Origin of the sequence: Streptomyces sp. NPDC090442 (assembly GCF_044769405.1) — a bacterium.
Taxonomy (GTDB): Bacteria; Actinomycetota; Actinomycetes; order Streptomycetales; family Streptomycetaceae; genus Streptomyces.
The window spans coordinates 54,565-81,301 of sequence record NZ_JBIVXW010000034.1 but is presented as its reverse complement, the minus strand read 5'-3'; the positions used below and the strand labels follow the sequence as shown (position 1 = coordinate 81,301).

The 26,737-nt window shown below is 70.7% G+C and carries 27 protein-coding genes and 1 pseudogene; 13 read left to right on the top strand and 15 right to left on the bottom strand.

Going from position 1 to position 26,737, the window contains the following annotated elements:
• Positions 1-42 precede the first annotated feature (42 nt).
• The gene (gene serS, locus ACIQU6_RS23980) at positions 43-1,329 is read left to right on the top strand and encodes a serine--tRNA ligase (RefSeq protein ID WP_403483721.1); all 1,287 of its coding nucleotides are present in this window, start codon (positions 43-45) and stop codon (positions 1,327-1,329) included.
• 408 nt (positions 1,330-1,737) lie between these two features.
• The gene (locus ACIQU6_RS23975; protein ID WP_403483720.1) at positions 1,738-2,166 is read left to right on the top strand and encodes a hypothetical protein; all 429 of its coding nucleotides are present in this window, start codon (positions 1,738-1,740) and stop codon (positions 2,164-2,166) included.
• Positions 2,167-2,352: 186 nt separating this feature from the next.
• On the opposite strand, the gene ACIQU6_RS23970 is transcribed toward ACIQU6_RS23975, so the two are convergent.
• Together ACIQU6_RS23970 and ACIQU6_RS23965 are read right to left on the bottom strand one after the other, a co-directional pair.
• A complete protein-coding gene (locus ACIQU6_RS23970) occupies positions 2,353-3,264 on the bottom strand; it encodes a hypothetical protein (RefSeq protein WP_403483719.1) in 912 nt (303 codons plus the stop codon).
• A 113-nt stretch (positions 3,265-3,377) separates the two neighbouring features.
• On the bottom strand, positions 3,378-3,716 hold the full coding sequence (locus ACIQU6_RS23965) for a PadR family transcriptional regulator (RefSeq protein ID WP_403483718.1): 339 nt from the start codon (positions 3,714-3,716) through the stop codon (positions 3,378-3,380).
• A gap of 285 nt (positions 3,717-4,001) precedes the next feature.
• Here ACIQU6_RS23965 and ACIQU6_RS23960 point away from each other — a divergent pair, with 285 nt between their 5' ends.
• The 3 genes and pseudogenes from ACIQU6_RS23960 to ACIQU6_RS23950 all read left to right on the top strand — a co-directional run bounded on the left by ACIQU6_RS23960 (position 4,002) and on the right by ACIQU6_RS23950 (position 5,935).
• A complete protein-coding gene (locus tag ACIQU6_RS23960; RefSeq protein ID WP_403483717.1) occupies positions 4,002-4,637 on the top strand; it encodes a TetR/AcrR family transcriptional regulator in 636 nt (211 codons plus the stop codon).
• A 143-nt stretch (positions 4,638-4,780) separates the two neighbouring features.
• Positions 4,781-5,407: a VC0807 family protein gene (locus ACIQU6_RS23955; protein ID WP_403483716.1), complete on the top strand. Its 627-nt coding sequence runs from the start codon at positions 4,781-4,783 to the stop codon at positions 5,405-5,407.
• 61 nt (positions 5,408-5,468) lie between these two features.
• Positions 5,469-5,935 (top strand): annotated as a pseudogene (locus ACIQU6_RS23950) (NUDIX hydrolase).
• A 156-nt stretch (positions 5,936-6,091) separates the two neighbouring features.
• Here ACIQU6_RS23950 and ACIQU6_RS23945 read toward each other — a convergent pair.
• The 4 genes from ACIQU6_RS23945 to ACIQU6_RS23930 form a co-directional block, all read right to left on the bottom strand.
• Positions 6,092-7,288 carry a M20 family metallopeptidase gene (locus ACIQU6_RS23945; RefSeq protein WP_403483715.1) on the bottom strand — a complete coding sequence of 399 codons (1,197 nt, stop codon included), beginning with the start codon at positions 7,286-7,288 and terminating at the stop codon, positions 6,092-6,094.
• A complete protein-coding gene (locus tag ACIQU6_RS23940; RefSeq protein WP_403483742.1) occupies positions 7,285-8,526 on the bottom strand; it encodes an MFS transporter in 1,242 nt (413 codons plus the stop codon). The genes ACIQU6_RS23945 and ACIQU6_RS23940 overlap by 4 nt, the downstream gene beginning before the upstream one ends.
• 355 nt (positions 8,527-8,881) lie before the next feature.
• A complete protein-coding gene (locus ACIQU6_RS23935) occupies positions 8,882-9,727 on the bottom strand; it encodes an alpha/beta fold hydrolase (RefSeq protein ID WP_403483714.1) in 846 nt (281 codons plus the stop codon).
• A gap of 188 nt (positions 9,728-9,915) precedes the next feature.
• Positions 9,916-10,347, bottom strand: coding sequence for a helix-turn-helix domain-containing protein (locus tag ACIQU6_RS23930; RefSeq protein WP_403483713.1), 432 nt, complete (start codon positions 10,345-10,347; stop codon positions 9,916-9,918).
• Positions 10,348-10,636: 289 nt separating this feature from the next.
• On the opposite strand from ACIQU6_RS23930, the gene ACIQU6_RS23925 reads away from it, so the two are divergent.
• Entirely contained in the window at positions 10,637-11,767 is a 1,131-nt protein-coding gene (locus ACIQU6_RS23925) for a LuxR C-terminal-related transcriptional regulator (RefSeq protein ID WP_403483712.1), read from the top strand.
• A 42-nt stretch (positions 11,768-11,809) separates the two neighbouring features.
• Here the strand turns inward: ACIQU6_RS23925 and ACIQU6_RS23920 are convergent, their stop codons facing one another.
• Together ACIQU6_RS23920 and ACIQU6_RS23915 are read right to left on the bottom strand one after the other, a co-directional pair.
• Positions 11,810-12,373: a hypothetical protein gene (locus tag ACIQU6_RS23920; protein WP_403483711.1), complete on the bottom strand. Its 564-nt coding sequence runs from the start codon at positions 12,371-12,373 to the stop codon at positions 11,810-11,812.
• A 130-nt stretch (positions 12,374-12,503) separates the two neighbouring features.
• The gene (locus ACIQU6_RS23915; RefSeq protein ID WP_403483710.1) at positions 12,504-12,662 is read right to left on the bottom strand and encodes a hypothetical protein; all 159 of its coding nucleotides are present in this window, start codon (positions 12,660-12,662) and stop codon (positions 12,504-12,506) included.
• Positions 12,663-13,112: 450 nt separating this feature from the next.
• On the opposite strand from ACIQU6_RS23915, the gene ACIQU6_RS23910 reads away from it, so the two are divergent.
• The 3 genes from ACIQU6_RS23910 to ACIQU6_RS23900 all read left to right on the top strand — a co-directional run bounded on the left by ACIQU6_RS23910 (position 13,113) and on the right by ACIQU6_RS23900 (position 15,243).
• A complete protein-coding gene (locus tag ACIQU6_RS23910; protein WP_403483709.1) occupies positions 13,113-14,351 on the top strand; it encodes an aromatic acid exporter family protein in 1,239 nt (412 codons plus the stop codon).
• 162 nt (positions 14,352-14,513) lie between these two features.
• Positions 14,514-14,891 carry a 5-carboxymethyl-2-hydroxymuconate Delta-isomerase gene (locus ACIQU6_RS23905; RefSeq protein WP_403483708.1) on the top strand — a complete coding sequence of 126 codons (378 nt, stop codon included), beginning with the start codon at positions 14,514-14,516 and terminating at the stop codon, positions 14,889-14,891.
• 73 nt (positions 14,892-14,964) lie between these two features.
• On the top strand, positions 14,965-15,243 hold the full coding sequence (locus tag ACIQU6_RS23900) for an acylphosphatase (RefSeq protein ID WP_403483707.1): 279 nt from the start codon (positions 14,965-14,967) through the stop codon (positions 15,241-15,243).
• A 264-nt stretch (positions 15,244-15,507) separates the two neighbouring features.
• Here ACIQU6_RS23900 and ACIQU6_RS23895 read toward each other — a convergent pair whose 3' ends face one another.
• The 5 genes from ACIQU6_RS23895 to ACIQU6_RS23875 all read right to left on the bottom strand — a co-directional run bounded on the left by ACIQU6_RS23895 (position 15,508) and on the right by ACIQU6_RS23875 (position 19,069).
• Positions 15,508-16,494 carry an SDR family NAD(P)-dependent oxidoreductase gene (locus ACIQU6_RS23895; protein WP_403483706.1) on the bottom strand — a complete coding sequence of 329 codons (987 nt, stop codon included), beginning with the start codon at positions 16,492-16,494 and terminating at the stop codon, positions 15,508-15,510.
• A 112-nt stretch (positions 16,495-16,606) separates the two neighbouring features.
• On the bottom strand, positions 16,607-16,945 hold the full coding sequence (locus ACIQU6_RS23890; RefSeq protein WP_403483705.1) for a hypothetical protein: 339 nt from the start codon (positions 16,943-16,945) through the stop codon (positions 16,607-16,609).
• Positions 16,946-17,167: 222 nt separating this feature from the next.
• Positions 17,168-17,680: a DUF402 domain-containing protein gene (locus ACIQU6_RS23885; protein WP_403483704.1), complete on the bottom strand. Its 513-nt coding sequence runs from the start codon at positions 17,678-17,680 to the stop codon at positions 17,168-17,170.
• 217 nt (positions 17,681-17,897) lie between these two features.
• Positions 17,898-18,263 (bottom strand): MiAMP1 family antimicrobial peptide, encoded by a 366-nt coding sequence (locus tag ACIQU6_RS23880; RefSeq protein WP_403483703.1) that lies wholly within the window; start codon positions 18,261-18,263, stop codon positions 17,898-17,900.
• A 218-nt stretch (positions 18,264-18,481) separates the two neighbouring features.
• Positions 18,482-19,069 (bottom strand): hypothetical protein, encoded by a 588-nt coding sequence (locus tag ACIQU6_RS23875; RefSeq protein WP_403483702.1) that lies wholly within the window; start codon positions 19,067-19,069, stop codon positions 18,482-18,484.
• 187 nt (positions 19,070-19,256) lie between these two features.
• Between ACIQU6_RS23875 and ACIQU6_RS23870 the strand changes: the two genes are divergently transcribed.
• Entirely contained in the window at positions 19,257-22,613 is a 3,357-nt protein-coding gene (locus tag ACIQU6_RS23870; RefSeq protein WP_403483701.1) for a molybdopterin-dependent oxidoreductase, read from the top strand.
• Here the strand turns inward: ACIQU6_RS23870 and ACIQU6_RS23865 are convergent.
• Entirely contained in the window at positions 22,610-23,446 is an 837-nt protein-coding gene (locus tag ACIQU6_RS23865) for an endo-beta-N-acetylglucosaminidase H (RefSeq protein WP_403483700.1), read from the bottom strand. The genes ACIQU6_RS23870 and ACIQU6_RS23865 overlap by 4 nt on opposite strands.
• A gap of 308 nt (positions 23,447-23,754) precedes the next feature.
• On the opposite strand from ACIQU6_RS23865, the gene ACIQU6_RS23860 reads away from it, so the two are divergent.
• Positions 23,755-24,393, top strand: a complete 639-nt coding sequence (locus ACIQU6_RS23860) for a SixA phosphatase family protein (protein WP_403483699.1) — start codon at positions 23,755-23,757, stop codon at positions 24,391-24,393.
• A 102-nt stretch (positions 24,394-24,495) separates the two neighbouring features.
• Positions 24,496-25,041: a hypothetical protein gene (locus ACIQU6_RS23855; protein WP_403483698.1), complete on the top strand. Its 546-nt coding sequence runs from the start codon at positions 24,496-24,498 to the stop codon at positions 25,039-25,041.
• A 78-nt stretch (positions 25,042-25,119) separates the two neighbouring features.
• Here the strand turns inward: ACIQU6_RS23855 and ACIQU6_RS23850 are convergent, their stop codons facing one another.
• Positions 25,120-25,449 (bottom strand): SHOCT domain-containing protein, encoded by a 330-nt coding sequence (locus tag ACIQU6_RS23850; RefSeq protein WP_403483697.1) that lies wholly within the window; start codon positions 25,447-25,449, stop codon positions 25,120-25,122.
• 176 nt (positions 25,450-25,625) lie between these two features.
• Here ACIQU6_RS23850 and ACIQU6_RS23845 point away from each other — a divergent pair, with 176 nt between their 5' ends.
• Complete coding sequence (locus ACIQU6_RS23845) at positions 25,626-26,732, top strand: hypothetical protein (RefSeq protein WP_403483696.1); 1,107 nt, start codon at positions 25,626-25,628, stop codon at positions 26,730-26,732.
• Positions 26,733-26,737 lie beyond the last annotated feature (5 nt).

Here is a 26,737-nt window from a genome sequence, read left to right as displayed (position 1 = left end):
CACGCCCTCGTCGAGGGCCTGGTCGAATTGGAGAACCAGCTGATGCTGGACATCAACCTGATCCGCACTCAACCCGAGTACGTGCGTACGGCGTTGGCCAAACGCGCCGTCCCTCTCGACATCGACGCCTTTCTCCGCCTGGACCACGAGTTGCGTGAGGTGCGCGGGGAGGTGGAGCGGCTGCGCGGCGAACGGAACGCGGTCTCGGGGGAGATCGCCCGTAGGCAGCGCGCCGGTGAGGCCGTCGAGGACCTGCGCGCCCAAGCCAAGCTGCTCGTCGAGCAGTTGGGCGAAACCGAGCAGCGAATGCGAGAGCGGGCGGAGGCCCATCGGGCCTTCCTGGAACCGTTGCCCAACGTTCCCGACGACGACGTGCCGGCCGGCGGCAAGGAGAACAACGAAGTCGTGCATACCGTCGGTCGGCCACCCCGGTTCGCCTTCCCACCCAAGGACCACGTTGAGCTGGCCGGCGAGCTCGGGCTCGTCGATCACCGGCGCGGCGCCAAGCTCGCGGGCAGCGGGTACTGGGTCTACCGCGGCAACGGCGCGCTGCTGGAGTGGGCGCTGCTCAACTACTTCATCGAGGCGCACGTCCGCGACGGCTACGAGTTCGTGCTGCCGCCGCACGTGCTGACGTACGCAGCGGGGTACGCGGCCGGGCAGTTCCCGAAGTTCGCCGATGAGGTGTTCACCGTGGAGGGCGACGAACGCGGCCCGGGGAGGTTTCTGCTGCCGACCGCGGAGACCGCGTTGGCCAGCCTCCATCGCGACGAGACGTTGCCGGAGGCCGAACTGCCCAAGCGGTACTTCGCCTACACACCGAGCTACCGCAAGGAGGCCGGCGCCCACCGGGCTGCGGATCGTGGGACGTTGCGTGGGCACCAGTTCAACAAGGTCGAGATGTTCCAGTTCACTACACCCGACCAGGCGCAGGCCGCGTACGACGAGCTCCTCGGCAAGGCCGAGCGCCTGGTTGCGGGGCTGGGTCTGCACTACCGGGTCAGCCGCCTGGCGGCGGGCGACATGAGCGGTGCGATGGCGAGGACCTTCGACGTCGAGGTGTGGTTGCCGAGCCTGGGCACGTACGTCGAGGTCAGCTCGGTGTCGAACGCCCACGACTACCAGGCCCGGCGCGGCAACATTCGTTACCTCCCCAGGCAGGGCAAGTCGGCCTACATCCACACCCTCAACGCCTCGGGTCTCGCCACGAGCCGCCTGCTGCCGGCCATCCTGGAACAACACCAGCGGCCCGACGGCACGGTTCCCGTGCCGGAGGTGCTGAGGAAGTGGATGCCGTGCGAGCTCCTGGCACCGAACGCGGGACGGTGACGGCAACGGTCTGAGGGCTGCCCATCGGGCGTCAGCCCGAGTTCTGCCGCATCGCGGCACGAGGCAGGGCGAACGGCATGTGTCGCCCAGGCCAGGCTGCTGCGGACACTCGGCGGCGCACGGCGCACCAGCCACCGCATCACGCGACGCGGTGACAAGGACAAGTGGGGTGTGGCCCACTGGGCCACACCCCACACCTCCAACTCACGTGAGTCGGAGGCCATCTCACCAAGTCACGTGACGGGGTGAGATGACCTACTCGATTGAGCCGGCGCGCAATGGCGAGCACGCGGCTCTTCGCCAGACGCGCCGTGTCGCGCACGCCAACCCCACACCCCGAGCACACAACCTTTACACGCTCTTGATGGTCACACCTGTGTCAGTAGTCATCTGCTCGGGAGACCGAACGTGAAGCGCACCGCCATCGCCTTAACCACCCTGGCCCTCGCCACGTCGCTCGCTGCCTGCAGCAGCTCGGACGGCGTCAAGACCGAGAAGCCCCCCGTACGGAGTACGCCGGCGGCAACGGCTTCTCCGGGCAAGGCGATTCAGGATGTGGAACGGGACCGCGGGATTCCACCCAGGCCCGACGCGGCTACGCAGGCGAAGTACATCCGCGCGCTGAACGCCATCTCGCCGGCCATCGTCAACGGCAAGGAAGACCGGGCGGTAAGCCGCGGCCGCGACACCTGCGGCACCGTCCACAGCTTCCCCAACGACCATGCCAAGCAGGTGGACATCACCCGCCAACGGTTCAGCGGTGCGACCGAGTTCACCGCCTCGCAGGCCGAGCAGATCCTCACCGCAGTACAGACTCACCTCTGCCTCAAGAAGTGACTCACAGAGGGGACGGCTGCGCCCTGGTCCCTGCACCTGCCCCGCAGCAGGTCGGCTCGGGCCTGATCATCATCGTCGGGCGCAGCCTGCAAACCACCGCATGCAACTATCCCGCCCCTTCCGACATCGCGCCGAAGCCGAAGTGGGGGGCCACGCCGCTGCCCTCCACTCCTCTTCTCACCGTCCCTACCGCTGCTGACGGCAGTGCCGGAATCGCACCGCCGCGTAGCCCAGTGAGAACACCACGGCGACCACCGCGCACCAGAAGCCGAACGAGGTGACGTCCGCATTGCGCAGCACATCGAAGTTCGCCACCGTGACGGCTGCCGCGAACCCCCCGGCCAGATATGCCTTGTGACGGTGCGTCCACCTCGTACGACGGGGGCCGCCGGCAAGCCGGGCCGCGTACGTCTCCACGTCCCCGAACTCGTCGCGCGCCGTCAGGTCCGGTGCGCTTGCCAGGTGGGAACGTGCTTCAGCCACATGTTCCCTGGCCTGGCGCGCCGGGAGGCCGTGCCGCCCCCTGAGCAGCCCGTCCAGCTGTCGCAGCCACTGCGCGTCACCCTCGGCCCGCTGCGGGGTGAACCACTTGTCTGCCGTGGCGTCCGGGAAGTGATACGCACCGACCATCACGGCGGCCGATGCGGCCACCAACACGGGTATCGGTAGAGAGAAAAGTACGTGCTGCGGGAGCATGGTGAAAGCGGCGGCCCCGGCTGCGACCATGACCACCACCGCAGCCCCGCACACGAGGGCGGCTTGCACGCGCCCCGCGGCACGCAACGCCTCAACGAGGCACAGGAGTACGGCACATATGGCCAGGGCGCCGACTCCCACCAGTGACGCTGCAGACACATCGGCCCACAGGCCACCGCGCACCCAGTACACAGCGGACACCAACATGGCCACAAAACCCGCCGCCAAAACGGTGCCGGTGAGCCGTTCACCGGGCGTCATGCCGTCTGAATTCCTCTTGCTCGCGTGCGTTTCGTCGATGCGCTCGGCCGCAACACAGGCCGCGTACTGCTGCGGTTCACCGAACAGGTCGCCTGCCGGCTGGCCCGCCTCGGCCACTGCCTCGTAGACCTCGGACAGCACTTGATCGGCCAGTCCCTCAGGGGGAGAGAACTTCGTGATGAAGTGAAGCTCGAAGGCCGCGGCCCACCTCTCGTCCTCCCCCTGCGCCCACCGGATTTCTTCTGCCACTGTCATCAGCTCTTCCCCTCTGCTAGCGCCGTAACGGCGACCCTGAAGTCGCCCCACGCCCTGCGCTGACTCTCAAGATGCGCCCGCCCCTGCTCCGTGATGGCGTAGTACTTGCGCCCCGGGCCGCTCTCGCCAGCCGCCCACTGCGCCTCGACCGCGCCCTCCTCCGCGAGACGGGTCAGCGCGGGGTAGAGCGTGGCGGGTTTGACGGTGTCGAGGCCCGCCTCCGCCAGTCGATTGAGCAACGCGTACCCGTAGCTGGGCCCTTCGGACTCCAGGACACCGAGCAGGCATAGCTGCAGCAGCGCCCGAACCCACGCCCCTTGAGGTGAAGCCACCGCCATCAGCCCACGCTCCTTCGTAGCCTCGACTAGTCTGAAATTTAGAATAGTAGGAAACTTGGCGACTGTCGAAGTGCTGCGCTGGTTCCGTGGCGGGTAGGCGCCGGATCCAAGGGGGGCCCGCGGTGAACGCGGTCGGGGACCTTCGCCGGTTCCTGTGCAGATCGTCGGCGGCCCGCTGTGATCGGGCGCGGAAAACGCGCAGAGGGGCGGTCGAGTCGCTGCGGCGCCGATCGCCAACTCCCTTGCCCTGGCGGGCTGGAGTGGTCCGGTGCTAGGTTTTTTACCGTGCGGTCAAAAAATCGATCCAACGGTAAGCAAGAGCGAACGTTCATCGAGCAGGCACGGCGATCGCAGTTGGTGGACTGTGCGATCGCGGCCATCGTGGAGGTGGGGTTGCCCCGGGCATCGCTGGCGGAGATCGCGCAGCGGGCGGGGATCACCAAGCAGGCGATCTTCTACCACTTCACCAGCCGCGAGGAGCTGATCCACGAGGTCGTCGCCGCGGTAACGAACCAAGGTGCGGAGTTCATGGCTGCGCGGTGGCGACACCAGCCCAGTCCCGCCGACGAGTTGACCGCGTACGTCGAGGCCAATGTCGAGTACATCGCGACCCACCGCGACCAAGTCAGGGCACTGGTGGCGATCGCGATGAACTTCACCGACGAAGACGGCCGCTCCCGGCTCGCACTCGACGCCTCGGTCTACGGCGACAGTCTCGCGCCGTTGCAAGACATCCTGCAACGGGGCCAAGAGCAGGGGCAGTTCGGCGAGTTCAACACACGCACTGTGGCGGTGACGATCCGTGCGGCCATCGACGCCATCGGACCGCAGCTCAGCGTGATTCCGGACCTCGACCTAGGCGGCTATACCCGCGATCTGGTGGCACTGTTCCACCGCGCGACCGCAGAGAATCGGACGTGAACGTCCAGGCAGGCAGTAACAGTTGTTCACATAGGGGGAGATTTGCGGTGACGGGGACTGACGAAGCGGATAACGGGCGCGGGTACGGGCACGGACACACGGACGGACCGGGCGCAGCGGAGACATCGCGTCGGCACGCATGGATGGCCTTGGGGCTTGACGTTGTGGTTCCTCTCGCGGTGTTCTACGAATGCCGGGCGGCCGGGACCGATCAATGGCTGGCGCTGGTCCTGGCGGCCATCGCGCCGGCCTCCGGCCTCGCCTTGACCTGGGCGCGGCAGCGGCACGTCGACGCCACCGCGCTGTTTGTGATCGCTTCGATGACACTGTCGCTGCTGGTGGCGATGGTCACCGGCGATCCCCGGGCGCTGTTGGCCCGGGAAAGCTGGATCACCGGCGTACTGGGCCTTTGGATCCTCGGGTCTCTGGCCCTGGCCCGGCCGTTCCTCCTCGACGTCGCCGTCAAGGTCAGCCCACCAGGCGCCGCACGACGTTTCAACGAGCTGTGGCGGGACAGTCCCGTGTTTCAGCGGTGGCTGCGGTTGGCCAGCGTTGGGTGGGGAACCGCGTTTCTCCTCGACGCCGTTGCCCGCGTCGTCATGGCCTACACGCTCCCCCTGGACAGCGTTCCGTTGCTCGGCGTGTTGATACTGGTCGTCATGCTCGTTGCCGCGCAGGCCATGGTGATGGTGTACGGCCGTCGCGGCGGAGCTCTGGCCTTGCTGCGCGACCGTGAACGACCAGGCCGGGCTACGCTCGGAGGTTCGTAGCAGGCGGGTCGGGGCGGCGAGGGAAGCGACCCGGGTTTTCGAGCAGGAGGCGGTGGCGCGTATGGGTAGGACCGAGTACTACGACGATCCTGGTGCTCCGAAGGCGAACAGCCTTGTTCCGGCGAGCAATCTGCTTGTCGTTGATGGGGACGGGGCGATTCTGTTGCAGCGGCGACGGGACACGGGGCAGTGGGCCCTGCCTGGCGGCGCTCAGGACATCGGGGAGACTGCGGCGCAGTGTGCGGTGCGGGAGTGCCTGGAGGAGACTGGCATCGTTGCCGAGATCACCGGGTTTCTGGGGGTCTACTCCAACCCCCGCCACATCGTTGCGTACAGCGACGGGGAGATCCGGCAGCAGTACGAGAACACCTATCTCGGGCGGCCGGTTGGCGGTGAACCGACCGTCAATGACGAGGCCGACGGGGTGCGGTTCGTGCGGCCGGGGGAGCTTGGGAGTACGACATCCATGCCAGCATGCGCCAGCAGATCGGGGACTACCTCGCCGGGACGTATCCCTCTCTGGGGTGAGTTGCGGGGAGGGGCGGTCGGGATATCGATTGGGATGTCCTGATCGGGGATCGGGGGCGGTGCCTCGGTGGAGGGGCACCCAGGCACCGCCGGGAAGGGCAAGTCTGGCCGAGCCAGGCCAGACCAGGCCCGCAGAGCAAGCCGGGTGACGCGCTGCTACGCGGTCGGGCGGGTGAGCCTGCGGGTTGCCAGTTCTGCGTAGAGGGCTGTGCCGTCGGCGAGGACGGTGTCGTCGAATTCGGCGCGCGGGGAGTGGTTGTTGGGGGCCTGCTCGGGGTCGGCGCCGGCGGGTGGGGCGCCGAGGGTGAGCATGGCGCCGGGGATCTCGGCCAGGACGCGGGAGAAGTCCTCGGAGCCGTGCAGGGGGCGGGGCATGGGCGCGAAGCGCTCCTCGCCGAGCGTCTCGCGGACGGTGTGGGCCGCGAATTCGGCCTCGGTGTGGTCGTTGACGGTGACGGGGTAGAGGTGGGTGAACTCGGCGTCCACCTCGACCCCGTAGGCCGCGGCGATGCCCCGGCAGACCTCCACCGTGCCGTCCTTGAGCCGGGCCTGGGCGGCGGACGAGAAGCTGCGGACCGTGGCCTCGAAGACCGCGGTGTCCGGGATGACGTTCTGCTGGGTGCCGGCGTGGAAGGTGCCGACGGTCAGGATCACCGGGTCGAAGACGTCGAAGGTGCGGGTGATCCATGCCTGGAGCGCGGTGACCATGGCGCAGCCTGCCTGTACCGGGTCCTTGGCGCGGTGCGGCATCGAACCGTGACCGCCGGCGCCCCGGACGGTCACCCGCAGGTCGTCGGCCGCGGCCAGTGCCGGGCCGCCGCGGGTCCCGAAGACGCCGCTGGGCAGCCCCGCGGACATGACGTGGACGGCGTACGCCGCGTCGGGGCGTCGGCCGGCCGCGTCCAACAGGCCCTCCGCAAGCATGTGTCGGGCGCCGTCGAAGCCCTCCTCGCCTGGTTGGAACATGAAGACCACGTCGCCGGCGAGCTGGTCGCGGTGCGCGGAGAGGAGGGTGGCGGCGCCGGTGAGCATGGTGGTGTGCAGGTCGTGGCCGCAGGCGTGCATCCGTCCGTTGTCGGCGGCGAAGTCCAGGCCGGTGCGTTCGGCGACCGGCAGGGCGTCCATGTCGCCGCGGAGCAGGACGACGGGGCCGGGGGTCGCCCCGCGCAGCACCGCCGTGATGGAGCTGAGTCCCTCGCCGAGGGTCAACTCCAGTGGCAGGCCGTCCAGTTCGGTGAGTACGGCCTCCTGGGTGCGGGGCAGGTCGAGGCCGACCTCGGGGGTGCGGTGCAGGCTGCGGCGCAGTCGTACCAGGTCGTCGGAGAGAGCGCGGGCGTCGTCGCGGAGGTTCATGCGTGCTCCTTGCGGGTTGGGGAGGTTGGGGGGCGGACGAGGTAGGTGCCGAGCAGGGAGAGGGCGGCGGCGCCGGCCGCCCACCAGGGCACCAGGGTCAGGCGGCCGGCATCGGCGAGTGCCTGGGCCAGCAGGGGGAAGGTCCCGCCGAAGAGGCCGGTGGCCAGGGTGAACGGCACACCCATCGCCACCACTCGCACCGTCACCGGGAACAGCCGGGCGAAGAGCACGTTCGCCAGTCCGATGGGGGCCGCGATCAGCAGCAGATAGCCGACGGTCACCAGCCACATCGGCAGTGCCCGGCGGGCCAGCGCGGTCATCAGCGGAACGGTGCCCAGGGCGAGCAGCACCAGTCCCGTGCGCAGGGTGGGCAGCGCGCCGAACCGGTCGGCAAGCCGTCCGACGCCGGCCATCGCGGCGATCAGCGCGAGCAGCGGCAGCAGCATGGCCGCGGCCGAGGCGGTGTCCGAGGCGACGCCGAGTTGGGCGGCGTAGTGGGGGAGGTAGGTGGTGCCGAAGTAGTAGCCGACGGTCGTGCCGAGGGTGATCAGGAAGACGGCGAGGAGGTGGCGAGCGTGGGTGCGCAGGAGTGCCCGCCGTTCGCGGCCGGGGGGCCGGTGGCCGGCGTGCGCGGTGAACTCCTCGCTCTCCTGCGCCCCGCGCCGGATCCACAGCGCGAACAGTCCGAGCGCGGCCGCCACCAGGAAGCCGATCCGCCAACCTCCGCCGGTCACCCCGTCGTTGCCGAGGGTGGTCAGCAGCAGGGTCAGCACGCCGAAGGAGAGGATGTTGCCGACGACGACGCCGGAGTAGGAGAGCGCGCTGTAGAGGAACCGCAGGGCGGGCGGCGCGGTCTCGGCGACGTACGCGGCGGCGCTGGGGTTCTCGCCGCCCATCGACAGGCCCTGGACGAGCCGCAGCGCCACCAGGAGCACCGGTGCCGCCGCGCCGATCGCCCCGGCCGTCGGGAGGGCCGCGACCAGCACGCTCGCCACGGAGATCACGGCCATGCTGAGGGTCAGGCCGAAGCGGCGGCCGCGGGCGTCGGCGATCCGACCCATCAGGTACGAGCCGAGGGGGCGGACGACGAAGCCGACGGCGAAGCCCAGGTAGGCGCCGAGCAGTTGGACCACCGGGGTGTCGCCGGGGAACACCTGGGCGGCGAAGTACGGCGCCAGGACGGCGTAGAGCGTCCAGTCGAAGGATTCGACGACCCCGCCGACGGTCGCCGCGAGCAGTGCGCGGCGACTCCGGCGGGCGTCGTCGCCCTCTCCCCCACCGCCGCTGTCGCCGGCCGTTGACGGGGAAGGCGCCGCGCGGCCGCCCGCGAGCGGGCAACCGGCTTGCTCGTCGGCGGTCTTGGCGCGCGGCTGTCCATGCGCTGCAGATGTCCCCGTCGGCGCCCCGGCAAACCGCCGGTGATCCGAACGCCCCGCCCACCGCCCGTCAGTCAGGCGGTCAGCAGGCGGTCAGACAGTCAGTCGCGGATGCCTACCGCGACCCCGGTCGCTCGGCGCCGGGCAGGAGGACCCGATCGCCGGCGTACGTCTTGGAGCGCCGGGCCACCGGCGGAGGTGGGGCGCGCCCGCTCCGTCAACTGCGCAGGAAATCCAGGACGGTGGTGGTCTGGCCGAGCAGGGCGTGGCCGTGTTCGGGCAGGAGGTGCACCTGCGCGTGCGGTACGCAGGCGCGCATCCGTCGGGCGGTCCTCGCGGAGTCGAAGAGGACGTCGCGACCCCCGACGATCGTCAGTACCGGCATGGTCAGCCGTCCCAACTCCTCGTCGGAGAAGGTCGGGAGTCGTTCCATGCGCGGTTTGAAGTGCGTGAAGGTCAGGACGACGGTGTCGAGCACGGGCGCGAACTCCGGCGCGTCCAGGCCCGTGCCCTTCTGCGCCGAACGACGCACTCCCTTCGGGCCGAGGGCCCGTAGCAGCAGCGCCTTGAACAGCCAGCCCGTGCGCTGCCGTCCCACGCCGCCGGGGCAGAGCAGCGCCAGTCGCGTCACCCGCTCCGGTCGGCGGTTGGCGTAGTCCAGTGCCAACCATCCGCCGAGCGACGTCGCCACCACGGCCGTCTCGTCGAGGCCGAGGGCCGTCAACACGTCGTCCAGCCAGTCCGCATGGCCGTCGGAGGCCAGCGGCAAGCGGGTGGGGGCGCTGTAGCCGGGCTCGCCGATGAGGTCCACGGCGTAGGTGCGGAAGTGCCTGGACCAGGCGGTGATGTCGTCGCGCCACATCGAGGCGTTCGCCCCCGAGCCGTGCAGCAGCAGGACGGGCGGCGCGTCCGTCGGCCCGGAGACGACGACGAAGGTCTCTCCGTGCCGGGTCGGCACCCGCATCCGCTCCGCCGGCACCGGCCAGCCGTCCAGCGCCTCTTGGTACCGGCCCAGGATCGCCGCCGCCCCGGCCTCGGAGTCGTAGAGGGCGCTCGCCCCCACCGAGGCGCCCGCGGATGTTCCGGTGGCTGTTTCCGTAGACCTTTCCGTAGACCTTTCCGCGGACCTTTCCGTGGACGTGTCCGCGGACGTGTCCGTCGGCGCCTCGTTCGACGTTGCCTTCGCTCGGCTTGTCGTCGCTTGGCTCGTCGTCGGTTGGCTCGTCGTTGCGTTCTTCTCCGCGCGCGTACTCATGACGCGAGCACCCCCTCTATGCATTCCAACAGCCGGGCCGTGTCGGCCAGTCCGCCGAGGACGATGACCTTCATCCGGGCCCGTTCCTTGTCGTAGACCGTCTCGATCCGCAGCGACCGGGAGCCCGGGCCCCGGTCTACGGCCGCGGCCATCAGCATCGTGCTCAGGCGATCGACCATGGCGCGGTCGATGTCCTCGATCTCGACGATCGTGGACGCCTCACTGTGGCCCGGCCGCCCGGCAGTTGCGCCGTCGGACGCGGGGACCGGGCGACCGGTGAAGGTCTCCAGGTCCTCGTGGGCGATGCGGTACTGCTTGCCGATCCGGACCGCGGGGAGCCGCCCGTCGCGGACGTAGTTCCGGACGGTGCGGACATGCAGCTCCAACCAGGAGGCCACCTGCTCCACGGTGTAGAAACGATCACTCATGAAAATACCTTAACCTTCCCCATCTGCAAGGTGAATAGGGAAGGTTAAGGAAAGCAGGGAAGTCGAGCGAAGGTAGGGGGGAGGTAGGGGTGCCATACCCAATGGTTATGAGGCCGATGATGAACGTGTCTTGGACAGGCTCATATCGGACTGTGCATAGTCAAGTTCCGGCGCCCCATACGACACGTCGGTGGGGCCGGGCGCAGGTCCGGTAACGGACGAGGTGGACGGGAACGGGGCGATCACGCCCTCCTTCCACCCGCGCCGCACAACGGAAGAGGAGCTACGGATGGGCCAGCAGACCGGTGATGACGTGCTCGCCACCGGGCATCGGCTCGACGCCGTCGAGGTCGCCGTCTACCGGTGGGTGGCCCAGCACGGTTGCCTGGCGACCGCCCAGTTGACGCAGGCGGAGGAGCTGTCCGAGGAGCAGATCCACCGGGCCGTCGAGAGGTTGGAACGGCTCGGACTGGTACAGCCCGACGCGGACGAGGACGGCCGACTGTGGGCCGTCGATCCCCAGCTCGTCGCGGCGGTTGTCACCAGCCCCCTGAAGGAGTCCATCCGCCAGCAGCAGACCCAACTGCGCACCGTACACGACCAGTTCGCCCGGCTCGCCGAATACTACGGCGACGGTTTGCGGAGCGCGCCCTCGGACCTGTCCACGATCCCCGGCCCCACCGAGGTGCGGGCCGCGCTGAACCGGGCCGCCGACGAGTGCCGGGAGGAGATGCTGACCGTCCAGCCCGGCGGAACCCGACGCCCCGAGGTGCTCAAGGAAGCCCTGGCCCGGGACACCGAGTTGCTGCGGCGCGGGGTCGCCATCCGCACGCTGTACCACCACACCGCCCGCTTCAACAGCCCCAGTCAGGCATACGTGGCCACGGTCAGCGCGATGGGGGCGGAGTACCGTACCGCGCACCAACTGTTCGGCCGGGCCATCATCTTCGACCGGAAGCTCGCCTTCCTTCCCGACCACCGGGGCACCTGGGGCGCGGTGGTGATCCGACAGCCGTCGGTGGTCCACTTCCTGTGCAACCTCTTCGAGCAGTCCTGGGCCCTGGCCCAACCCTTCTCCGACGCCGCCGAGGACGGCCTGGAGTCCGTCGCCAAGGACCTCGACCGGACCATCCTGCGGCTGCTCGCGGCCGGGGTGAAGGACGAGACGATCGCGCGCCGACTGGGCATGTCGCTGCGGACGGTGCGTCGCCATATCGCCGACATCATGCAGATGTTGGGGGCGGAGAGCCGCTTCCAGGCCGGGGTGGCGGCGGCGACCCGAGGGCTGCTGTCGGCGGACGAACCCCCGTCGGACGTCTCGGAGACGGACACCCAGGCAGAGGGTGTCCAGGCCACGGGCACCCAGGCAGAGGGTGGCTCGACGGCGGGGGTGTCTGCCCGCGACGGCGTCGCCGTCTGAACCACCCGAGACCAACACCCCTGACGCCATCCCGCCAACCCCTCAGCCCTCCTCCCCAAGTACGAGTACCACCAGGACCGTTGGGGTGTGCACGTCCGACACCTCGTAGACGTGGCCGGCCGGCACGAAGAGCGACTCGCCCTCCCGCAACCGTAGGTCCGGCGCCGCGCACTCGGCGCCCGCGAGCGACCACAGGCGCAACCGGCAGGCGCCCTCGGCGACGCTCAGGGTCACCTCGTCGTCGCCGAAGCCGACCCGGTCACTGGCCCCTCCCGCGGGCAGCACGTGGTAGTACGCCCGCGCGAGGCAGCCGAGGTTCCGGCCGAGGGCGGCGACGAGCGGCGCGGCCTCCGGACCGGCGGCAATCGGGACGCGGGACGCAGGCACGCCAGGTACGGGCATGCCAGATACGGGCGTGCCAGGCCCAGGTACACCAGGCATCGACGCCAGGCGGTCCAACAGCCACACGTGGTACAGCAGGAGGAGGTGTTCGTCGGCCTCGGTCCACAGGAGGGCGGCCCCCTTGTCCCCGTATGTAGCCACGCAGAGCGCGAGTTCGTCGACGAACGACTGGAGGACCGGGGGGAGCCGGCTTTTCTCAGACACCTTTCCTCCGATGGTGCGGATGACCCGGGAAAGCGAATGGCTCAGGATGATGGATGAGTTGGGGCGGCGGACGAGTTCGGGCGACGGACGAGTTGGGCCGGCCGTCGCGGACGCCGCGGTCCGCGGTGGGTCAGCCCCAGCCGCTGTCCCCGCCCGACTTGCCGGCGGCCGGGTGAGCGGCCGCGACCTGGGTGCCCCGGCCGGCGTGGGCGGTCGTTCGCGCGGCGACCGGGCCGGTGGTCAGCGCGAGGCCGAGCAGCGCGATGCCGAGTAGCTGAAGGGACTTCATCGGACCTCCTGAGCGGGCGTGGAGAGTTGTGGGGAGGTGCGGCGCAGCAGCGTTGTCGTGCAGGGGAGTTGCCCTTCCAGGGTGATCACCCGGAGGCACCCCCGCCACGCCATTGGCTCGTCATCAACCTGCCGGGCGCCAAAGCGACAGGGGGAGGAGACGGGCGAAATTCAAACGAAACGGAAACCTGGGCTTCGAAACAGACAGGCTCGCCGGGTGACACCGTGCAGCAGCCCGATGACACGGCGGCGAAGACCACCGAACCGCACACCCCACGACTCCGGGCCCCGCGACTCCATGACTCCATGACTCCACACCGGTCACCGCCCGGATCGACTCCATACCGACCACCGCCCGGATCGACTCCATACCGACCACCGCCCGGATTGACTTCATATCGATCAGCGCTCGGATGTTGCTCCCGGCAAATAGGGGGGAAGGGGACAAAGAGTGCGTGACGTTACCGACCCCCTGTTGGATCTCGTCCGGCGGCACACCGAGCCGGTGGTCGCCCAGACGCTGCGCTCCACCGTCGCCGCGGTGATCTCCTACGTCGTCGCGCTGCTGCTGAGCAGTGAGCCGGCCCCGCTGACCGCACCGCTGACCGCGCTCCTCGTCGTCCAAGTCACCCTCTACACCACGTTGACCACCGGTGTGCGCAGGGTGAACTCGGTGGTGGTGGGCGTGGTCATCGCGATCGGCTTCAGCGCCCTGGTCGGCCTGACCTGGTGGAGCCTGGGGTTGATCATCCTGGCGTCGTTGGTGGTGGGGCGGTTCGTGCGGGCCGGTGAGTTCGTGCCGGAGGTGGCGATCAGCGCGATGCTGGTGCTCGGGGTGACCACGACGCAGGTGGCGGCGACCGCCTGGGACCGGGTGTTGGAAACGCTGATCGGCGCGATCGTGGGCCTGCTGTTCAACGTGCTGTTCGTACCGCCGGTGTGGGTACAGCCCGCCGGCGAGGCCATCGAGGGCCTCGCCGGACGGATGCACGATCTGCTGCTGGGCCTGGGCCAACAGGTGCGCGGCCGCACGACGGTGCCGGAGGCGGCCGAACGCCTGCACCAGGCACGGCGGCTGGACCACGACATCGTGCAGGTGGACGCGGCACTGCGGCGGGCCGAGGACAGCCTGCGGCTCAACCCCCGCGTCAAGGAGGGCCGGCTCTCCCGCGTCGTGCTGCGCACCGGACTGGACGCCCTGGAGATCTCCGCGGTGGTGCTGCGGACGGCCTGCCGCACGCTGACGGACCTGGCCAAGGTCCGGACCGACGAGCCGCTGTTCGCCCCAGAGACCGGCGAAGCGCTGCACGAGCTCTTCGGTCATCTGGCCCGGGCGGTGGAGAGCTTCGCGGTGCTCATCACCACGCAGGTCAGCACCAGTGCCGAGGAGGCCGAGCAGCGACTGGTGCGGGCGCTGGCCGCCAGCCGCGCCAGTCGGGAGGTGGTGGCACACCTGCTGTTGGACGGGGTGCGGGAGCATCCGCGCCAGTGGCAGTTGCACGGCGCGCTGTTGACCGAGATCGACCGGATCCTGGACGAGTTGGACGTGGAGAAGCGGTCCCAGCGGCTCGTCGAGGAGTTGGACGGCAAAACGGGCGCCCAACGGGAGAAGTACCCGCTGGTGGACCGGGCGCGGGCGCGACTGCGGATCACCCGCTCCGTAGCGGACAGCTCCGTCGACACGCGGTGACCCCGAGCCCCGAGCCGCAATCCCCGCCCCCTCCCCCACACGCGTCCCGTCCGCTCAACAAAGCCCCTAGTGACCGCGGCTGTTCGGTCGATTACCGTTGCTGTCCCGAACCACCGTTCGCCCTACGCCCCATGCGCCCCACCCCCGGGGAGGAGACCCCACATGCCGCAGATCACCGTCGACTACGACGCCTCGCTACGGGAGTTCCTCGACCGCCGACGCTTCGCCCGCGAGCTGCACGCCCTCGCCGCGAAGACCGTCGACGGCATCACCGTCGAGAGCTGCAAGACCCGCTTCCGCTGCGTCGACGACGCCGTCATCGCCCACGACGAGCCCCAACAGGCCCTGATCCACCTCGACTTCGCGATCCTGCCGGGCCGCACCGCGGAGGCCAAGGCCACGCTCGGCGAGGTGACGCTCGACCTGGTGCGCCACCACACGGCGGCCGCGACGGGCCTGACGGTGCATGCCTCCGTGGAGGTCCGCGACCTCGACGCGGCGTATCGCAAGCACGTCGCACCGGCCGGCGACCGCGGCTGACCGGCCGCCCCGCGGGGCGCGCCGGGCCCGGAGGTCGTCCCCCGGCCGCGCCCCTTCCCTTACAGTCCTGCTCATGCTGCGGAAGCACGTGATCGTGTCCGGAACGGTGCAGGGAGTCTTCTTCAGGGACACCTGCCGCCAAACCGCCGTCGAGAGCGGCGTCTCGGGGTGGGTGCGCAACCTGCCCGGCGGGGAGGTCGAGGCGGTCTTCGAGGGCGCCGAGGAGGGCGTCGCGCGGATGGTCGACTGGGCACACCAGGGGCCACCGTCCGCCGAGGTGACGCACGTGGAGATCCGCGACGAGGAGCCGGAACTGCTCAGCGGATTCGAGGTCCGCTCGACGCCACGCTGACGAGACGCCCCGCTGAGCCGACGAGACGCCCCGCTGTTGAGCGCGGCCGTCGGGCCGTTTGCCGACGGTGGTTGGCCATCGAACCGCGCATCCTCCTCGTGACGGCCTGGCTTCCCACCCCCGTCGACGGCGTGCACCGGCGACCCGAAGCCGAACTCGCCGCCGGACAGCCCTCGTTGCGCGTCAATGCTCCGGCCCCACGGGCAACGCGCCCAAGCAATGTGCCCAGGCAACGCACCCAAGCCACGCGCCCAGGCAGCGCGCTCAAGCGCCGTCGTGCCGCCCCCGCTGGTTGAAGCGGTCGGCCGCCCGCTCGTTGAGCACCCCCAACCACTCGCGCAAGCGCGGTGCCGGCGCCTGGCCCTGTGCCTGGACCTCGATCCCCTCGGCCGTGCCCGGCCCACCGCCGGTGGGCAGCAACCGGCTCGCGGCCGTGGTCAGCCGCGTCGTGGTGGTCGGCGCCAGGCCGTGAGCCACCGCGCCCAGCTTGGCCAACGGGCTGAGGACGATGCGCGGCCGCCGGCGCTGGACGGCCGTCACGATGCGTTCCGCCGCGTGTTCGGCGTTCATGGACAACACGGGTGCACCGGCCAGGGCCTGGAACCAGGCGTACTCGCGCCGCCGGTCACCGCCGAACCGGGCATGGAGGTGCGAGCCGGTCCGCATCAACCCGGGGTGGATCCCGGTCACCGAAACGCCGTGCGGCGACTCCTCCGCGTACAACCCCTCGGCCAGGACGGCCACCGATGCCTTGGCGCACGAGTACGGCAGCAGGTGCGGCACCGCCAGCAGCCCGCCCACCGAACCGATCAGCGCCAGCCTGCCGCCCGCCGGGCTGCTGCGCAGATGGGGAAGCGCGGCGAACGCGGTGTTCAACGCGCCGTTGAAGATCGCGTCCATCGCGTCGTGGAACCCCTCCGTGCCGAGCGCGTCGGCCGGCCCCACCTGAATGATGCCGGCATTGGCGAAGACGACGTCCAGGTGGCCGTTGTCCTCGACGACCTCGTCGATGCGCTCCCGCACCGCGGCCTTGTCCCGCACGTCGCAGATCACGCCGCGTACGGAACCCATGGTCGACGGCGTGAGCCGGCCGACCGCCCGGTGCAGTTCGTCCCCGTCACGGGCGAACAGCACGACGTCGCAACCGCGGGCCATCAGCTCCCGGGCCATGAGAAACCCCAGTCCGCGCGAGCCGCCCGTGACCACCGCGGTAAGCCCCTCGATCGACGGCGGCGCCGGAAACATCCCCATGTCGCTCCTTCCGCTGGCCGCACGGGGCAGGCCGGGCCGGACGCACCGCGCCCGGCACCCACCGCTCACGACCGATCGCTCACCACACGGCCTGGGTGCGCCGTTCCCGGGCTCAGTCGCCCGGTCCCCAGTCGTGGACGTTCCGGGGGCGCGACCACCGGCAGACCAGCCGCGCCAGGCAGGCCAGCGCCAGTCCCCAGACCGACGCGCACACCGACACCACGGCCGCCGCGACGGCCGTGCCGGCCTTGGCCAACAGGCCCCGGAACACATCTCCCACGGAGTGGGTTCCCGGTTCACCGTCGAGCCGCGTGGCGGACGACGGGTGCGGCCCCGGAGCGTCCCAACGCATGGCCGTCAGACGGCGGTCCAGCGTGGTGTCCTCCGCGCTCAGGTCCTGTTCGATCTGCGCCAGGAGAAAACGCTCCCGGCGGGAGAGTGCCTCAGTCATTGCGGTACGCCTCCCTACGAACGCGCCCACATCTTCCGCCTCCCTCCCACTCTGATCCCGCCCCGCCGCCCAGGCAATCGCACCCGGACCGCGTCCCGACACCGGCCGCGCCACCACGTTCCCAGGCACAACCCCACCGATCCGGCAAGTCGGACCGTAACCAGCCCGCATCCACCAGTCAGCAGGCCAACAGCCCTCGCCGGGCGCGCTCGCAGCACAGGCTCACAGCGTGCGCAAGTTCCCGCCGCGGGCGAGCTCTTCGAGGGTGTCCAGGGCACGCCGCGCCTGGGCCGCCGCGTCCGGATCGCGCGCCTCGATCCCGCTCTGCGCGAATTCGTCCTCGTCCAGCCTGAGCACGCGCGCGCCGTCGGCCGACTGCCACAGATCCAGGTCCAGGTCCTCGACCTCGATGCCGTCGGCCCCGATCAGCGCCGGGCGCACCACATCGCAGTACCAGCCCTTGACCGTGTCGTCGGCGTCCCGCACCTCCTTGACCGCGTACCAACGGTCACGCCAGTAGTGCTCGATGAAGACGTCGCCCGGCTCGAACCGCACGAACCCGAAGTCCCGGACCGTGGGCCGCGCCCACCGCGCCCGCACCACGGCACACGTCCCGTCGTCGCTCACGACGGTCGCGGGATACCGCACCTTCGTCCGCCCCGCCTTCACCAACGTGACGCTCACGTCGCTGCCCACCACCAACGCCGCCGCCGATCCGGTCGTCACAGTCCGCATGCCCCTCTCCTCGCGGGGCCGCCCACGGCAACCACCCCGCCCCAACGGCCGTACACCGAACGCACCCTCTCCCGCACCGAGGCGCCCCGGCCACTCAATTTCCGTACGAACGCGCGGAGTTGTCGTACAGACGGGGCAAAACACCTCGGGCCATGTCACCAGGACATGGCCCGAGGAGCTGAGGAGACTTGCGAGGCTGGGTCAGCGGACGACTGGGTCAGCAGACGATGTACATGCTCCGCCAGCCGAACGGAGTGGACTGCTCCGCGCCGCGGTTGCTCTGGAGGACGGTGTGGACCGCGTCGCGTCCGTCTGCCGCGTTGTGCATCCGGCCGCTCTGCCCTCGCGGAATCCACCGGTAGGAGCCGTGGAACGGGATGCCATGGAATCCACAGCCGTTGATGTCTTGAGACCGCCCCGAGTAGCTTGTCCCCTCGTAGGCGACAAACGACGAGGTCATGCCGTACGCACGGGACTCGGCCGCGGTCGCCGGAGCCGCCGTGAGGCCGCCGACCGTCACTATCGCCGCCAGTCCCGCCCCGACGCGGCGGACGAACGTCGAGCTCAGCAGGGAACTGCGCATGGAACTTCCCCCTCCGTTGAAAACCGCGCGCTGAGCGCGCAGGTGCCTTGAACCCGGCACACAGCTTTGATGGTTGCCCCCGCCCGCGCCGCCTCCATGCACCGCCCCAGGGGCGCGATGGTGCGCAAGAGGCGCATTCGTCAGCGCTCACCCCTCAGCGCCAAACGCGCCCACCAACATGCCAACGAACGCTCCCATGAAGGCCATTCACGCCCCGCCTACCACTCCTCTCGCAGACGTGCCCAGGTGTAGGTATCCAGGGTGTCGTGTGGGCCTATGCGGGAGAGTTCGGTGCCATCGTGACCGAGGGCCACGAGGACGGGACGTACTGCGCGGCTGGCGGGGCGGGACGTCCAGACGGCGGCGAGCTTGCGCCGCTCGGGGACGACGATCCGGCGGTTGCCGACGAGGAGGTGCCTGACGTCCGGCCCGAGGTGGACTTCAACACAGCCGATCCATGGGGCGGTGTCCATGGTGTGCGTCGGGTCGCGGTCGCGGGTGAGGCTGAGCACTCCCCCGCCGCCACGGATCTCGATCACGTCGACGTCGGCGGGGTCGTCCACCGACCCACTACCGCCTTCCGTACCTCCCACATACCGCCACTGCTCCCCGTACCACTCCAGGAGCACGGTGTACTCACGCACCCGCGCGGACTTCGGACGCCACAGGGCCCAGACCGCCCCGACACCGGCGCCGGTGTCGACATCGGCCGACACCACCGTCAGCACGCGCCGCGGCACCCACCGCGGCTGCGGATCCGCACCCTCCACGACGCGCCTCACCACACCCGGCAGCAGACTCTCCACCCACCGCCCCACCCACAAACCCTCACCCCACACCCGCATAAGCCTGCTGTACCCGGTACACCAGGACCTCACGCCCAGCCCAACGGTCTCACCACACAACCCTTGATCTTGATACCCCCTAGGGGTATCGTGCTCGACGTCGAGGAGGAATGCGAGCCCTTCAACCCCACCGGGAGACCTGAAGCTCATGGCCGAGACACGTGGCTACTGCACCCTCTGCAAGTCCCGCTGCGGCGCGATCTACCAGATCGAGTCGGGCGCGATGGTGGGCGTGCGCCCGGACCCCGACCACCCCACCGGCGCGGCACTGTGCCCCAAGGGCCGGGCCGCCCCCGAACTCGTCCGCAACCCGGCCCGACTGACCCGTCCGCTGCGCCGCACGACACCACGCAGCGACCCCAACCCCCGCTGGCGGGAGATCAGTTGGGAGGAGGCCATGACGGAGATCAGCGAACGCCTGGCGCACTTCCGGGACACCACCGGGCCCGAGAGCGTCGCGTTCTCGGTCACCTCCCCCAGCGCCACCCCGATGAGCGACTCCATCGAGTGGGTGGAACGCTTCATCCATCTCTACGGCAGCCCCAACATCTGCTACGCCACCGAGAACTGCAACTGGCACAAGGACTTCGCGCACGCCTTCACCTTCGGCACCGGCCAGCCCTCCCCCGACTTCCCCGCCACCGACCTGACGGTGCTCTGGGGGCACAACCCGGCCAAGACCTGGCTGGCACGCTCGGCGGCCCTCGCCGAGGCGCGCGCCCGCGGGGCCCGGCTCGCCGTCATCGACCCCCGCCGGACCACCAGCGCGATGCAGGCCGACCACTGGCTGCGGGTCAGGCCGGGCACCGACGGGGCCCTCGCGCTCGGGCTCGCCGACCTCGTCCTGCGCCGCCACGGCGGCGACCAGGACTTCCTGCGCTCCTGGACCAACGGCCCGCTCCTGATACGCGAGGACAACGGCCGCTTCCTGACCGCGGACGAACTCGCCCCCGGCCAGGCCGGTTACGTCGTCTGGGACGAGGCCGGCCACGGCCCCGAGGTCTACGACACGGCGTTCGCCGCCACCGCACCGCACCGCTTCGCGCTCCGCGGCAGCTACCGGGTCCGCACCCCCTCCGGCACGCTCACCTGCCGGCCTGCCTTCCAACGCTATCTCGACGCCGTGACCGCCTGGCCGCTCCAACGCACCATCGACGTAACGGGAGTTGACGCCGCCGCCCTCACCGCCTTCGCCGATGACGTGGCCACGGCCCGGTCGGTCAGTTACGGCACCTGGACCGGGGTCGGCCAGCACTCCGACGCGACCCAGACCGACCGCGCCATCGCCACCCTGTACGCGCTCACCGGCAGCTACGACGCCCCGGGCGGCAACGTCGTCCTGCCGCAACAGCCCCTCGCCCCCGCCGCCCGGCCCCTCGCCCCCGAGCAGGCGGCCAAGGCACTGGGACTGGCCGAACGCCCCCTCGGCCCACCGGCATCCGGCTGGATCACCTCGCGCGACCTGTGCCGGGCCATCATCGACGGCGAACCCTACCCGGTGCGGGCCCTCGTCTCCTTCGGCGGCAACATGCTGCTGTCCCAACCCGACCCCCGGCGCACCGCGCAGGCCCTCCGACAACTCGAATTCGGCGTCCACATCGACCTGTTCGAGAACCCCACCTCGCGCTTCGCGGACCTCCTCCTGCCCGCCGGTACACCCTGGGAGAGGGAAGGTCTACGCGCCGGCTTCGAGGGCTCCCACCAGGCCCAACAACGCGTCCAACTGCGTCCCCGGATGCTCGAACCGCTCGGCGAAACCCGCTCCGAACTCGACCTCGTCTTCGACCTCGCCGGCCGGCTCGGCCTCGGCCCGGAGTTCTTCGACGGCGACGTCGAGGCCGCCTGGAACCACCAACTCCAGCCCCTCGGCCTGACCGTGGACCGGCTCCGCCAGGCACCCGGTGGCATCGACGTGCCGCTGCCGATGCGGTACCGGAAGTACGCCGACACCGGGCCCGACGGACGGGTGGCCGGCTTCGCCACCCCCACCAGGCGCGTCGAGCTGTACTCGCAGCGCCTCCTCGACCACGGCTACTCCCCCGTGCCCGAGCCGGCCGACCCGCCCACCGACCCCGCCTTCCCCCTGACCCTGACCTGTGCGAAGAACGGCTACTACTGCCACAGTCAGCAGCGCGGCCTGTCCTCCCTGCGCAAGCGCTACCCCGAACCCCTCGTCGAGATCGGCGAGCAGGTGGCGGCCGACCGCGGCATCGGCCACGACGACCTGGTGGAAATCAGAACCCGCAACGCCACCGTCCGGATGCGCGCCCGCATCGAGCCCGGCCTGCACCCCGACACCGTGCTCGCCGACTACGGCTGGTGGCAGAGTTCCCCCGACCTCGCCCTGCCCGGCTCCGACCCCCTGGTCGACGGCGAACAGAACTACAACCTCCTCATCGACGACACCGCGCACGACCCGGTCAGCGGCTCGGTGCCGCTGCGTGCCACCGCCTGTGACCTCCGGCGCGTACCGACCCAATCCTGGGACGGCGCACGGGAGTTCATCGTCGACACGACCCATGCGGTGACCGACGAGATCCGCGAACTGCTGCTGCGTCCCGCCACCGGCGGCTCGCTCCCCGCCTTCCGCCCCGGACAGCACATCACCCTCGCCCAGACAAGCAGCCCCACCACCACCCGCGCCTACTCCCTCACCGGTCCGGCACGCGACGACGCCCTGGGGACCTACCGCCTCGCCGTCCGACGCGTCGACGGCGGCACCCTCTCCCCCCTCGTCCACCGCGACCTGGCCCCAGGCACCCGCGTGCTCGTCACCGCCCCCTCCGGCGTCTTCGCGATCCCCACCGACCACGACCTGCCGGTGGTCCTGCTCGCGGCCGGCGTCGGCATCACCCCCTTCCTCGGCTACCTCGAAACCCTCGCGGCCGACGGCGGTTCGGTGCCCCGGGTCGTCCTGCACTACGGCAACCGCAACCGCCGCACCCACGCCTACGCGGCCCGGATCGCGGAACTGCAGCGGTCGATCCCCCAACTCACGGTGATCGACCACTACAGCCGCCCCGACGCCACGGACCGGTCCGGCGAGCACCACACCACCACCGGCCGCATCGGCGCGCACCACATCGACCCCGAACTCATCCGCCGCCGCGCCCGCTTCTACCTCTGCGGCCCGCAAGACATGATCGACGCGTTGACCGACGGGCTGACCGCGCGCGGCGTACCGAAGTTCGACATCTTCGCCGAACGGTTCCACGCCACCCCACGCACCGTCGGCCTCCCCGCGAACGCCACCGCAACCGTCCGCTTCGCCCGCTCGCAGCGCGAGTTGACCTGGACCAGCGGGGACGGCACCCTACTCGAAGTCGGCGAGAAGGCGGGGCTCGCCCTCCCCAACGGCTGCCGCCTCGGCCAGTGCGAAAGCTGCGCCGTTCCGCTCCTGCGCGGCCAGGTCGCCCACCTCGTCGCCCCCGCCGACGACCTGCCCGAGGACCAGATCCTCACCTGCCAGTCCGTCCCCCTCACCGACGTCGAACTGGACGCCTAGGCCGAGCCCCCGAGGTACGTGACGTCGCTGCCGTACAGCGGCTTGGTGACGGAGGAGAGGTACTTGCTGGCGTCGGTGTCGGGAAGGTTATAGGTGTTGAAGACGCCGTAGCCGTTGTCAACGGTCTGCTTCGCCAGGCCGTTGGCCTCCTCCGCCGAGGTGTTCTGGATGTCGATCGCGGCCGGGCCCAGGTGCGCCTTGTCCAGATGGGGCACGGCAGGCACGCCCCAGGTTCCGTAGTACGGATTCCAGCTGTAGTCGAGCAGGTCGCCGACCTCGATCCCGTCGTAGGACAGGGTCTGCGAGGCGGGCCCGATGAAGTACAGGGAGATGATCTTGTCCTTCGGCAGTTCGTTGCGCAGCGCCCTGACCAGGTAGGGGAACGACCAGGCATTCGGCTGCCCTGAGCCACTGGTGGGGTAGTCCGCGTACTCGTCGTCGAAGTCGATGCCGTCCAGGCCGTAGGTGGTCACCGCCTTGGCCAACTGCGACGCGAACGCCTTCGCGGCCCCCTCGTCGGCGAAGTTGGCGAAACCGACCCCCTGGTGGTTGCCGAGGACGGACAGCAGGACCTTGATCCCCTTGGCCTGGAGCGGGGCGATCTCCTTGGCGGCGTTGTCGAGGACCGCCTTGACCCGTTCGTTGAAGGACAGGTAGGCGTTCTTCCCGTCGGAGTTGATGTTCGCGGCGAAGACGATGCCGATGTCGAAGACTTGGGCGCCGTTCGAGGCCAGGACGTACTTGCCGACGTTGGCGATGCTCGCGTTGTTGACCTCGACATAGGCGGTGGCGATCGGGCCGGTCTTCGCGCCTGCGGTGGCCGGAGTGTTCACGGGCAATCCCCTCTGATGAGCTGTCAATTCACGCCAACTTACGTGGACTGGTGGAACGTTGGGCGTGCGCACTCACCGTCTCAGGTACCCGCCGCAACACGTCAAGTGTCAGCCGTAAACGCCTGGTTGGTGCCCCGAGCGGGCCTTCCGCTCCGCCTGGCGCGCTGGGGCGCCCACACGGCTGCCGATCGAACTCCGGGGGTAATGTGCGGGCAGCGCCGGCTCGGCAGAGGCTCTGTGGCGTGGGCCGGTTCTCCTGAGGTTGGTTCTCCTGAGGTTGGTTCCCCTGGCGTGAGGGCGGTTCTTCGTTGAGTGTTCCCGGTAGTGCGCACACCCGCTTGATCGTGCTGCGGCACGCGAAATCCGCCTGGCCGGAGGGGGTGCCCGATCACGAGCGTCCGCTCGCGGGCCGGGGCCGTCGGGACGCCCCGGCGGCCGGCCGTTGGCTGTGGCAGCAGCACTGCGCCCCGGACGTGGTGCTCTGCTCGACGTCCCGCCGCACCCGCGAAACCTGGGCACGGGTCGCCGGCGAACTCGGCACGACGGAGCAGGAGCAGGCACCCCAGGCATCCCAGACTCCGCAGGCACTCCGACCCTCCGCGACGTCCCAGCCGCCTTGTCCGGGGCTTGCCGTGCATCCGGTCCCGGAGGTGGTCTTCGAGCCGCGGGTCTACCAGGCGAGCGGGGCGGCCTTGTTGGAGCTGGTCCGCACGGTTCCGGAACGGTGCCGGACGGCGCTGCTGATCGGCCATCTGCCGGGCGTGCAGGACCTGGTCGTCTCGCTCACCGGCGGCGGGGACGACGAGGCGCTCGCGCGGGCCCGGGAGAAGTTCCCCACCTCGGCGCTCGCGGTGCTGACGCTGCCCGGCGGGTGGGCCGACCTCGCGCCGGGCCGCGCGGAGCTCACCGACTTCGTCGTGCCCCGCGGCCCCAAGGACGGTGCGTGACGGCCTCGGCCCGTTGAGGCGCCGGGACGTTCACCCCCATGGTCCGCACGCCCCCGCGGGCCCGCCGTGCGGACCGGGAAGTCCCCGGTGATCCTTTTGGACATGGCGGAAGGCACAGGCACCGAAGGCCCGGCGGACGACGGCGAGCAGGGGCTTCGCGCCCGGTCGGACGAGCCGCACGCGCCCCACGCCGATTACGGGGGCGCGGTCTACGGCTCCCTCCAGGCCGCCTCCGTGGTGGCCGGTACCGCCGCGTTCGGACCGTTCCCCCGGCCCGGACTCGTTCTGCTGCTGGTCGTCACCGGCCTGGTCTTCTGGATCGCGCACGTCTACGCCCGGCTCGTCGGCGAACTGGCCTCGTACCGGCATCTGACCTGGACCAGGGTTTCGCAGGTGGCAGGCCATGAGTGGCCGATCGCGCAGGCCGCGCTGGGGCCGGCGATCGCCGTGGCGATCAGCCCGCTGCTGGGGCTGGACCTGCCCGGTACCGCGTGGTTCGCGCTCGCGGTGGCCGTGGCCGAGCAGATCGGCTGGGCGAGCACGGCCGCGATCCGCGCCGGCGCCTCGCGCCGCCTGGTGGTGGCCTCGGCCCTGGTGAACCTCGTGCTCGGCCTGGTGATCGTGGTCCTCAAGGCGGAGTTGCACTGAGGAAGGTCGGCCACGGGGAGGTGCAGGACGGGCCCCGGTCGTCGGTGGGCGCGAGCGGCGTCGGTGCGTACCGCCGCCTCACCCGCCCGGTGCCTCCGGTGGCGTCGGGCCGCCGTGAGGTGCGCGGAGCACTGCCAGTCTCCGCTGGTACTCCTCGTCCTCGATCTCGCCGCGGGCGTACCGCTCGGCGAGGATCTGCTCCGCCCCGGCCGGCCCACCGGGCGACGGACCGCCCGGGCGCCAATCGGGGTGGCCACGGCTCTCCCCGCCCCTGCCGTACGCCCCTGGGCGGACCAGGGCGCGGAAGATCAGTACGGCGACCGTGACCACCAGCGCCCAGAACAAGACCATGCCGACCGTGACGGCGAGCCACCCCAAGGCGCCGCCACCGTGCCCGTACCAGAACATCGTGGGACCTCACTTCCGGCTCGAAGCGGAGCGCGGGCCCGTACGAGGACCCACGCGCGCACGGATGCCCTCACCTCAATTCTCACTCGCGACGGCGGACCGGGGCGCATGCTGGAGACGAGGGGCGGGGCCCGCCGCGGCGCCGCTCCCTCGGGCCGGCCGTCGTGGTGGTGGCGATGCGACTTACCTTCCTCGAACCGCTCTACGAACAGCCGGGCCCGTTCGCCTCCGTATACCTGGACACCTCCCGGGACGGCGCCGTCGCCGATCCGGAGGCCGCCCTCGCGCTGCGGTGGCGGCGACTGCGCGACGCCTTGGTGGCCGAGGGCGCCGATGCGGCATCGATCACCGCGGTGGCCGGCACGGTGGGGTCCGACGCCGAGGTGCCCGGCACGCACGGACAGGCCCTGTTCACCGCGCACGGCACGCTGGTGCTCCACGACGAGCTCCCGGCCCCGCCCGCCCAGGACACCGCGCACTTCGGGGCGTTGCCCGACGCCATGCCCCTGATCGCCCAACACGCGCCGGAGATACCGTACTTGGCCGCGTACGTCCACTACACGGGGCGGCACTCCACCGATGCCGACGCGACCGTCCACGTCGAGTGCGAGGCGGGTCGGTGGCCGATGACCAGGGTGACGCCCGGCGAACGGCTCGACGAGCGCGTCCCGGTGGCCGATTGGCCGCGCGTCGCGTGCCGGATCGGTCGACGACTGGCGGCCCAGGCCCAACGACTGGACGCCGAGACGCTGGTGCTCGCCGGCGACACCTGGGCGCGGGGCATCCTGGCCCACCGGCTCCCCGCGCGGCTGCGCGACCGGGTCACGACGGTCGAGGCGGGCGGCGCGCCGCGGCCCGGGCGGGCCCTCCTGGAGCGCCCGCTCGACCGGCTGTTCAGCGGGTGCCTGGCCGCCCACGACCGGGCCCTGGTGGGGGCGTTCCTCGCCGAACGGGCGCGCGGCGGGGCGGCCGTCGAGGGGGTGTCGGGCACCGTTGCGGCGCTCCAACGCGGCCAGGTCAGGGCGCTGTTCCTCGACGACCGGCGCCGCTCGGCGTCCTCGCTGCGCCTGTGGGCGGGGCCGGATCCGGCTCAACTGGCGCTGACCGAGGGCGAGTTGCGGTCGTACGGCGTGCGGGCGGTCCGCCGGGAGCGCGCGGAGGCCGCGCTGGTCCGCGCCCTGGTGGGGACGGGCGCTGAGCTGGTCCTCGTCCCCGCGCGGCTGCTCCGACTGCGGGGCGGCGCGGGCGCGTTGCTGCGGTACGCGGACCCCCGTCGGCGGTAGGCCCG

Coding starts and splice junctions, on each gene's coding strand:
- serS (WP_403483721.1), top strand. CDS start 43: ATGCTGGACATCAACCTGATCCGCACTCAACCCGAGTACGTGCGTACG.
- ACIQU6_RS23965 (WP_403483718.1), bottom strand. CDS start 3,716: ATGGCGGTGGCTTCACCTCAAGGGGCGTGGGTTCGGGCGCTGCTGCAG.
- ACIQU6_RS23955 (WP_403483716.1), top strand. CDS start 4,781: ATGGCCTTGGGGCTTGACGTTGTGGTTCCTCTCGCGGTGTTCTACGAA.
- ACIQU6_RS23945 (WP_403483715.1), bottom strand. CDS start 7,288: ATGAACCTCCGCGACGACGCCCGCGCTCTCTCCGACGACCTGGTACGA.
- ACIQU6_RS23930 (WP_403483713.1), bottom strand. CDS start 10,347: ATGAGTGATCGTTTCTACACCGTGGAGCAGGTGGCCTCCTGGTTGGAG.
- ACIQU6_RS23925 (WP_403483712.1), top strand. CDS start 10,637: ATGGGCCAGCAGACCGGTGATGACGTGCTCGCCACCGGGCATCGGCTC.
- ACIQU6_RS23915 (WP_403483710.1), bottom strand. CDS start 12,662: ATGAAGTCCCTTCAGCTACTCGGCATCGCGCTGCTCGGCCTCGCGCTG.
- ACIQU6_RS23905 (WP_403483708.1), top strand. CDS start 14,514: ATGCCGCAGATCACCGTCGACTACGACGCCTCGCTACGGGAGTTCCTC.
- ACIQU6_RS23900 (WP_403483707.1), top strand. CDS start 14,965: ATGCTGCGGAAGCACGTGATCGTGTCCGGAACGGTGCAGGGAGTCTTC.
- ACIQU6_RS23895 (WP_403483706.1), bottom strand. CDS start 16,494: ATGGGGATGTTTCCGGCGCCGCCGTCGATCGAGGGGCTTACCGCGGTG.
- ACIQU6_RS23890 (WP_403483705.1), bottom strand. CDS start 16,945: ATGACTGAGGCACTCTCCCGCCGGGAGCGTTTTCTCCTGGCGCAGATC.
- ACIQU6_RS23885 (WP_403483704.1), bottom strand. CDS start 17,680: ATGCGGACTGTGACGACCGGATCGGCGGCGGCGTTGGTGGTGGGCAGC.
- ACIQU6_RS23880 (WP_403483703.1), bottom strand. CDS start 18,263: ATGCGCAGTTCCCTGCTGAGCTCGACGTTCGTCCGCCGCGTCGGGGCG.
- ACIQU6_RS23870 (WP_403483701.1), top strand. CDS start 19,257: ATGGCCGAGACACGTGGCTACTGCACCCTCTGCAAGTCCCGCTGCGGC.
- ACIQU6_RS23855 (WP_403483698.1), top strand. CDS start 24,496: ATGGCGGAAGGCACAGGCACCGAAGGCCCGGCGGACGACGGCGAGCAG.
- ACIQU6_RS23850 (WP_403483697.1), bottom strand. CDS start 25,449: ATGTTCTGGTACGGGCACGGTGGCGGCGCCTTGGGGTGGCTCGCCGTC.
- ACIQU6_RS23845 (WP_403483696.1), top strand. CDS start 25,626: ATGCGACTTACCTTCCTCGAACCGCTCTACGAACAGCCGGGCCCGTTC.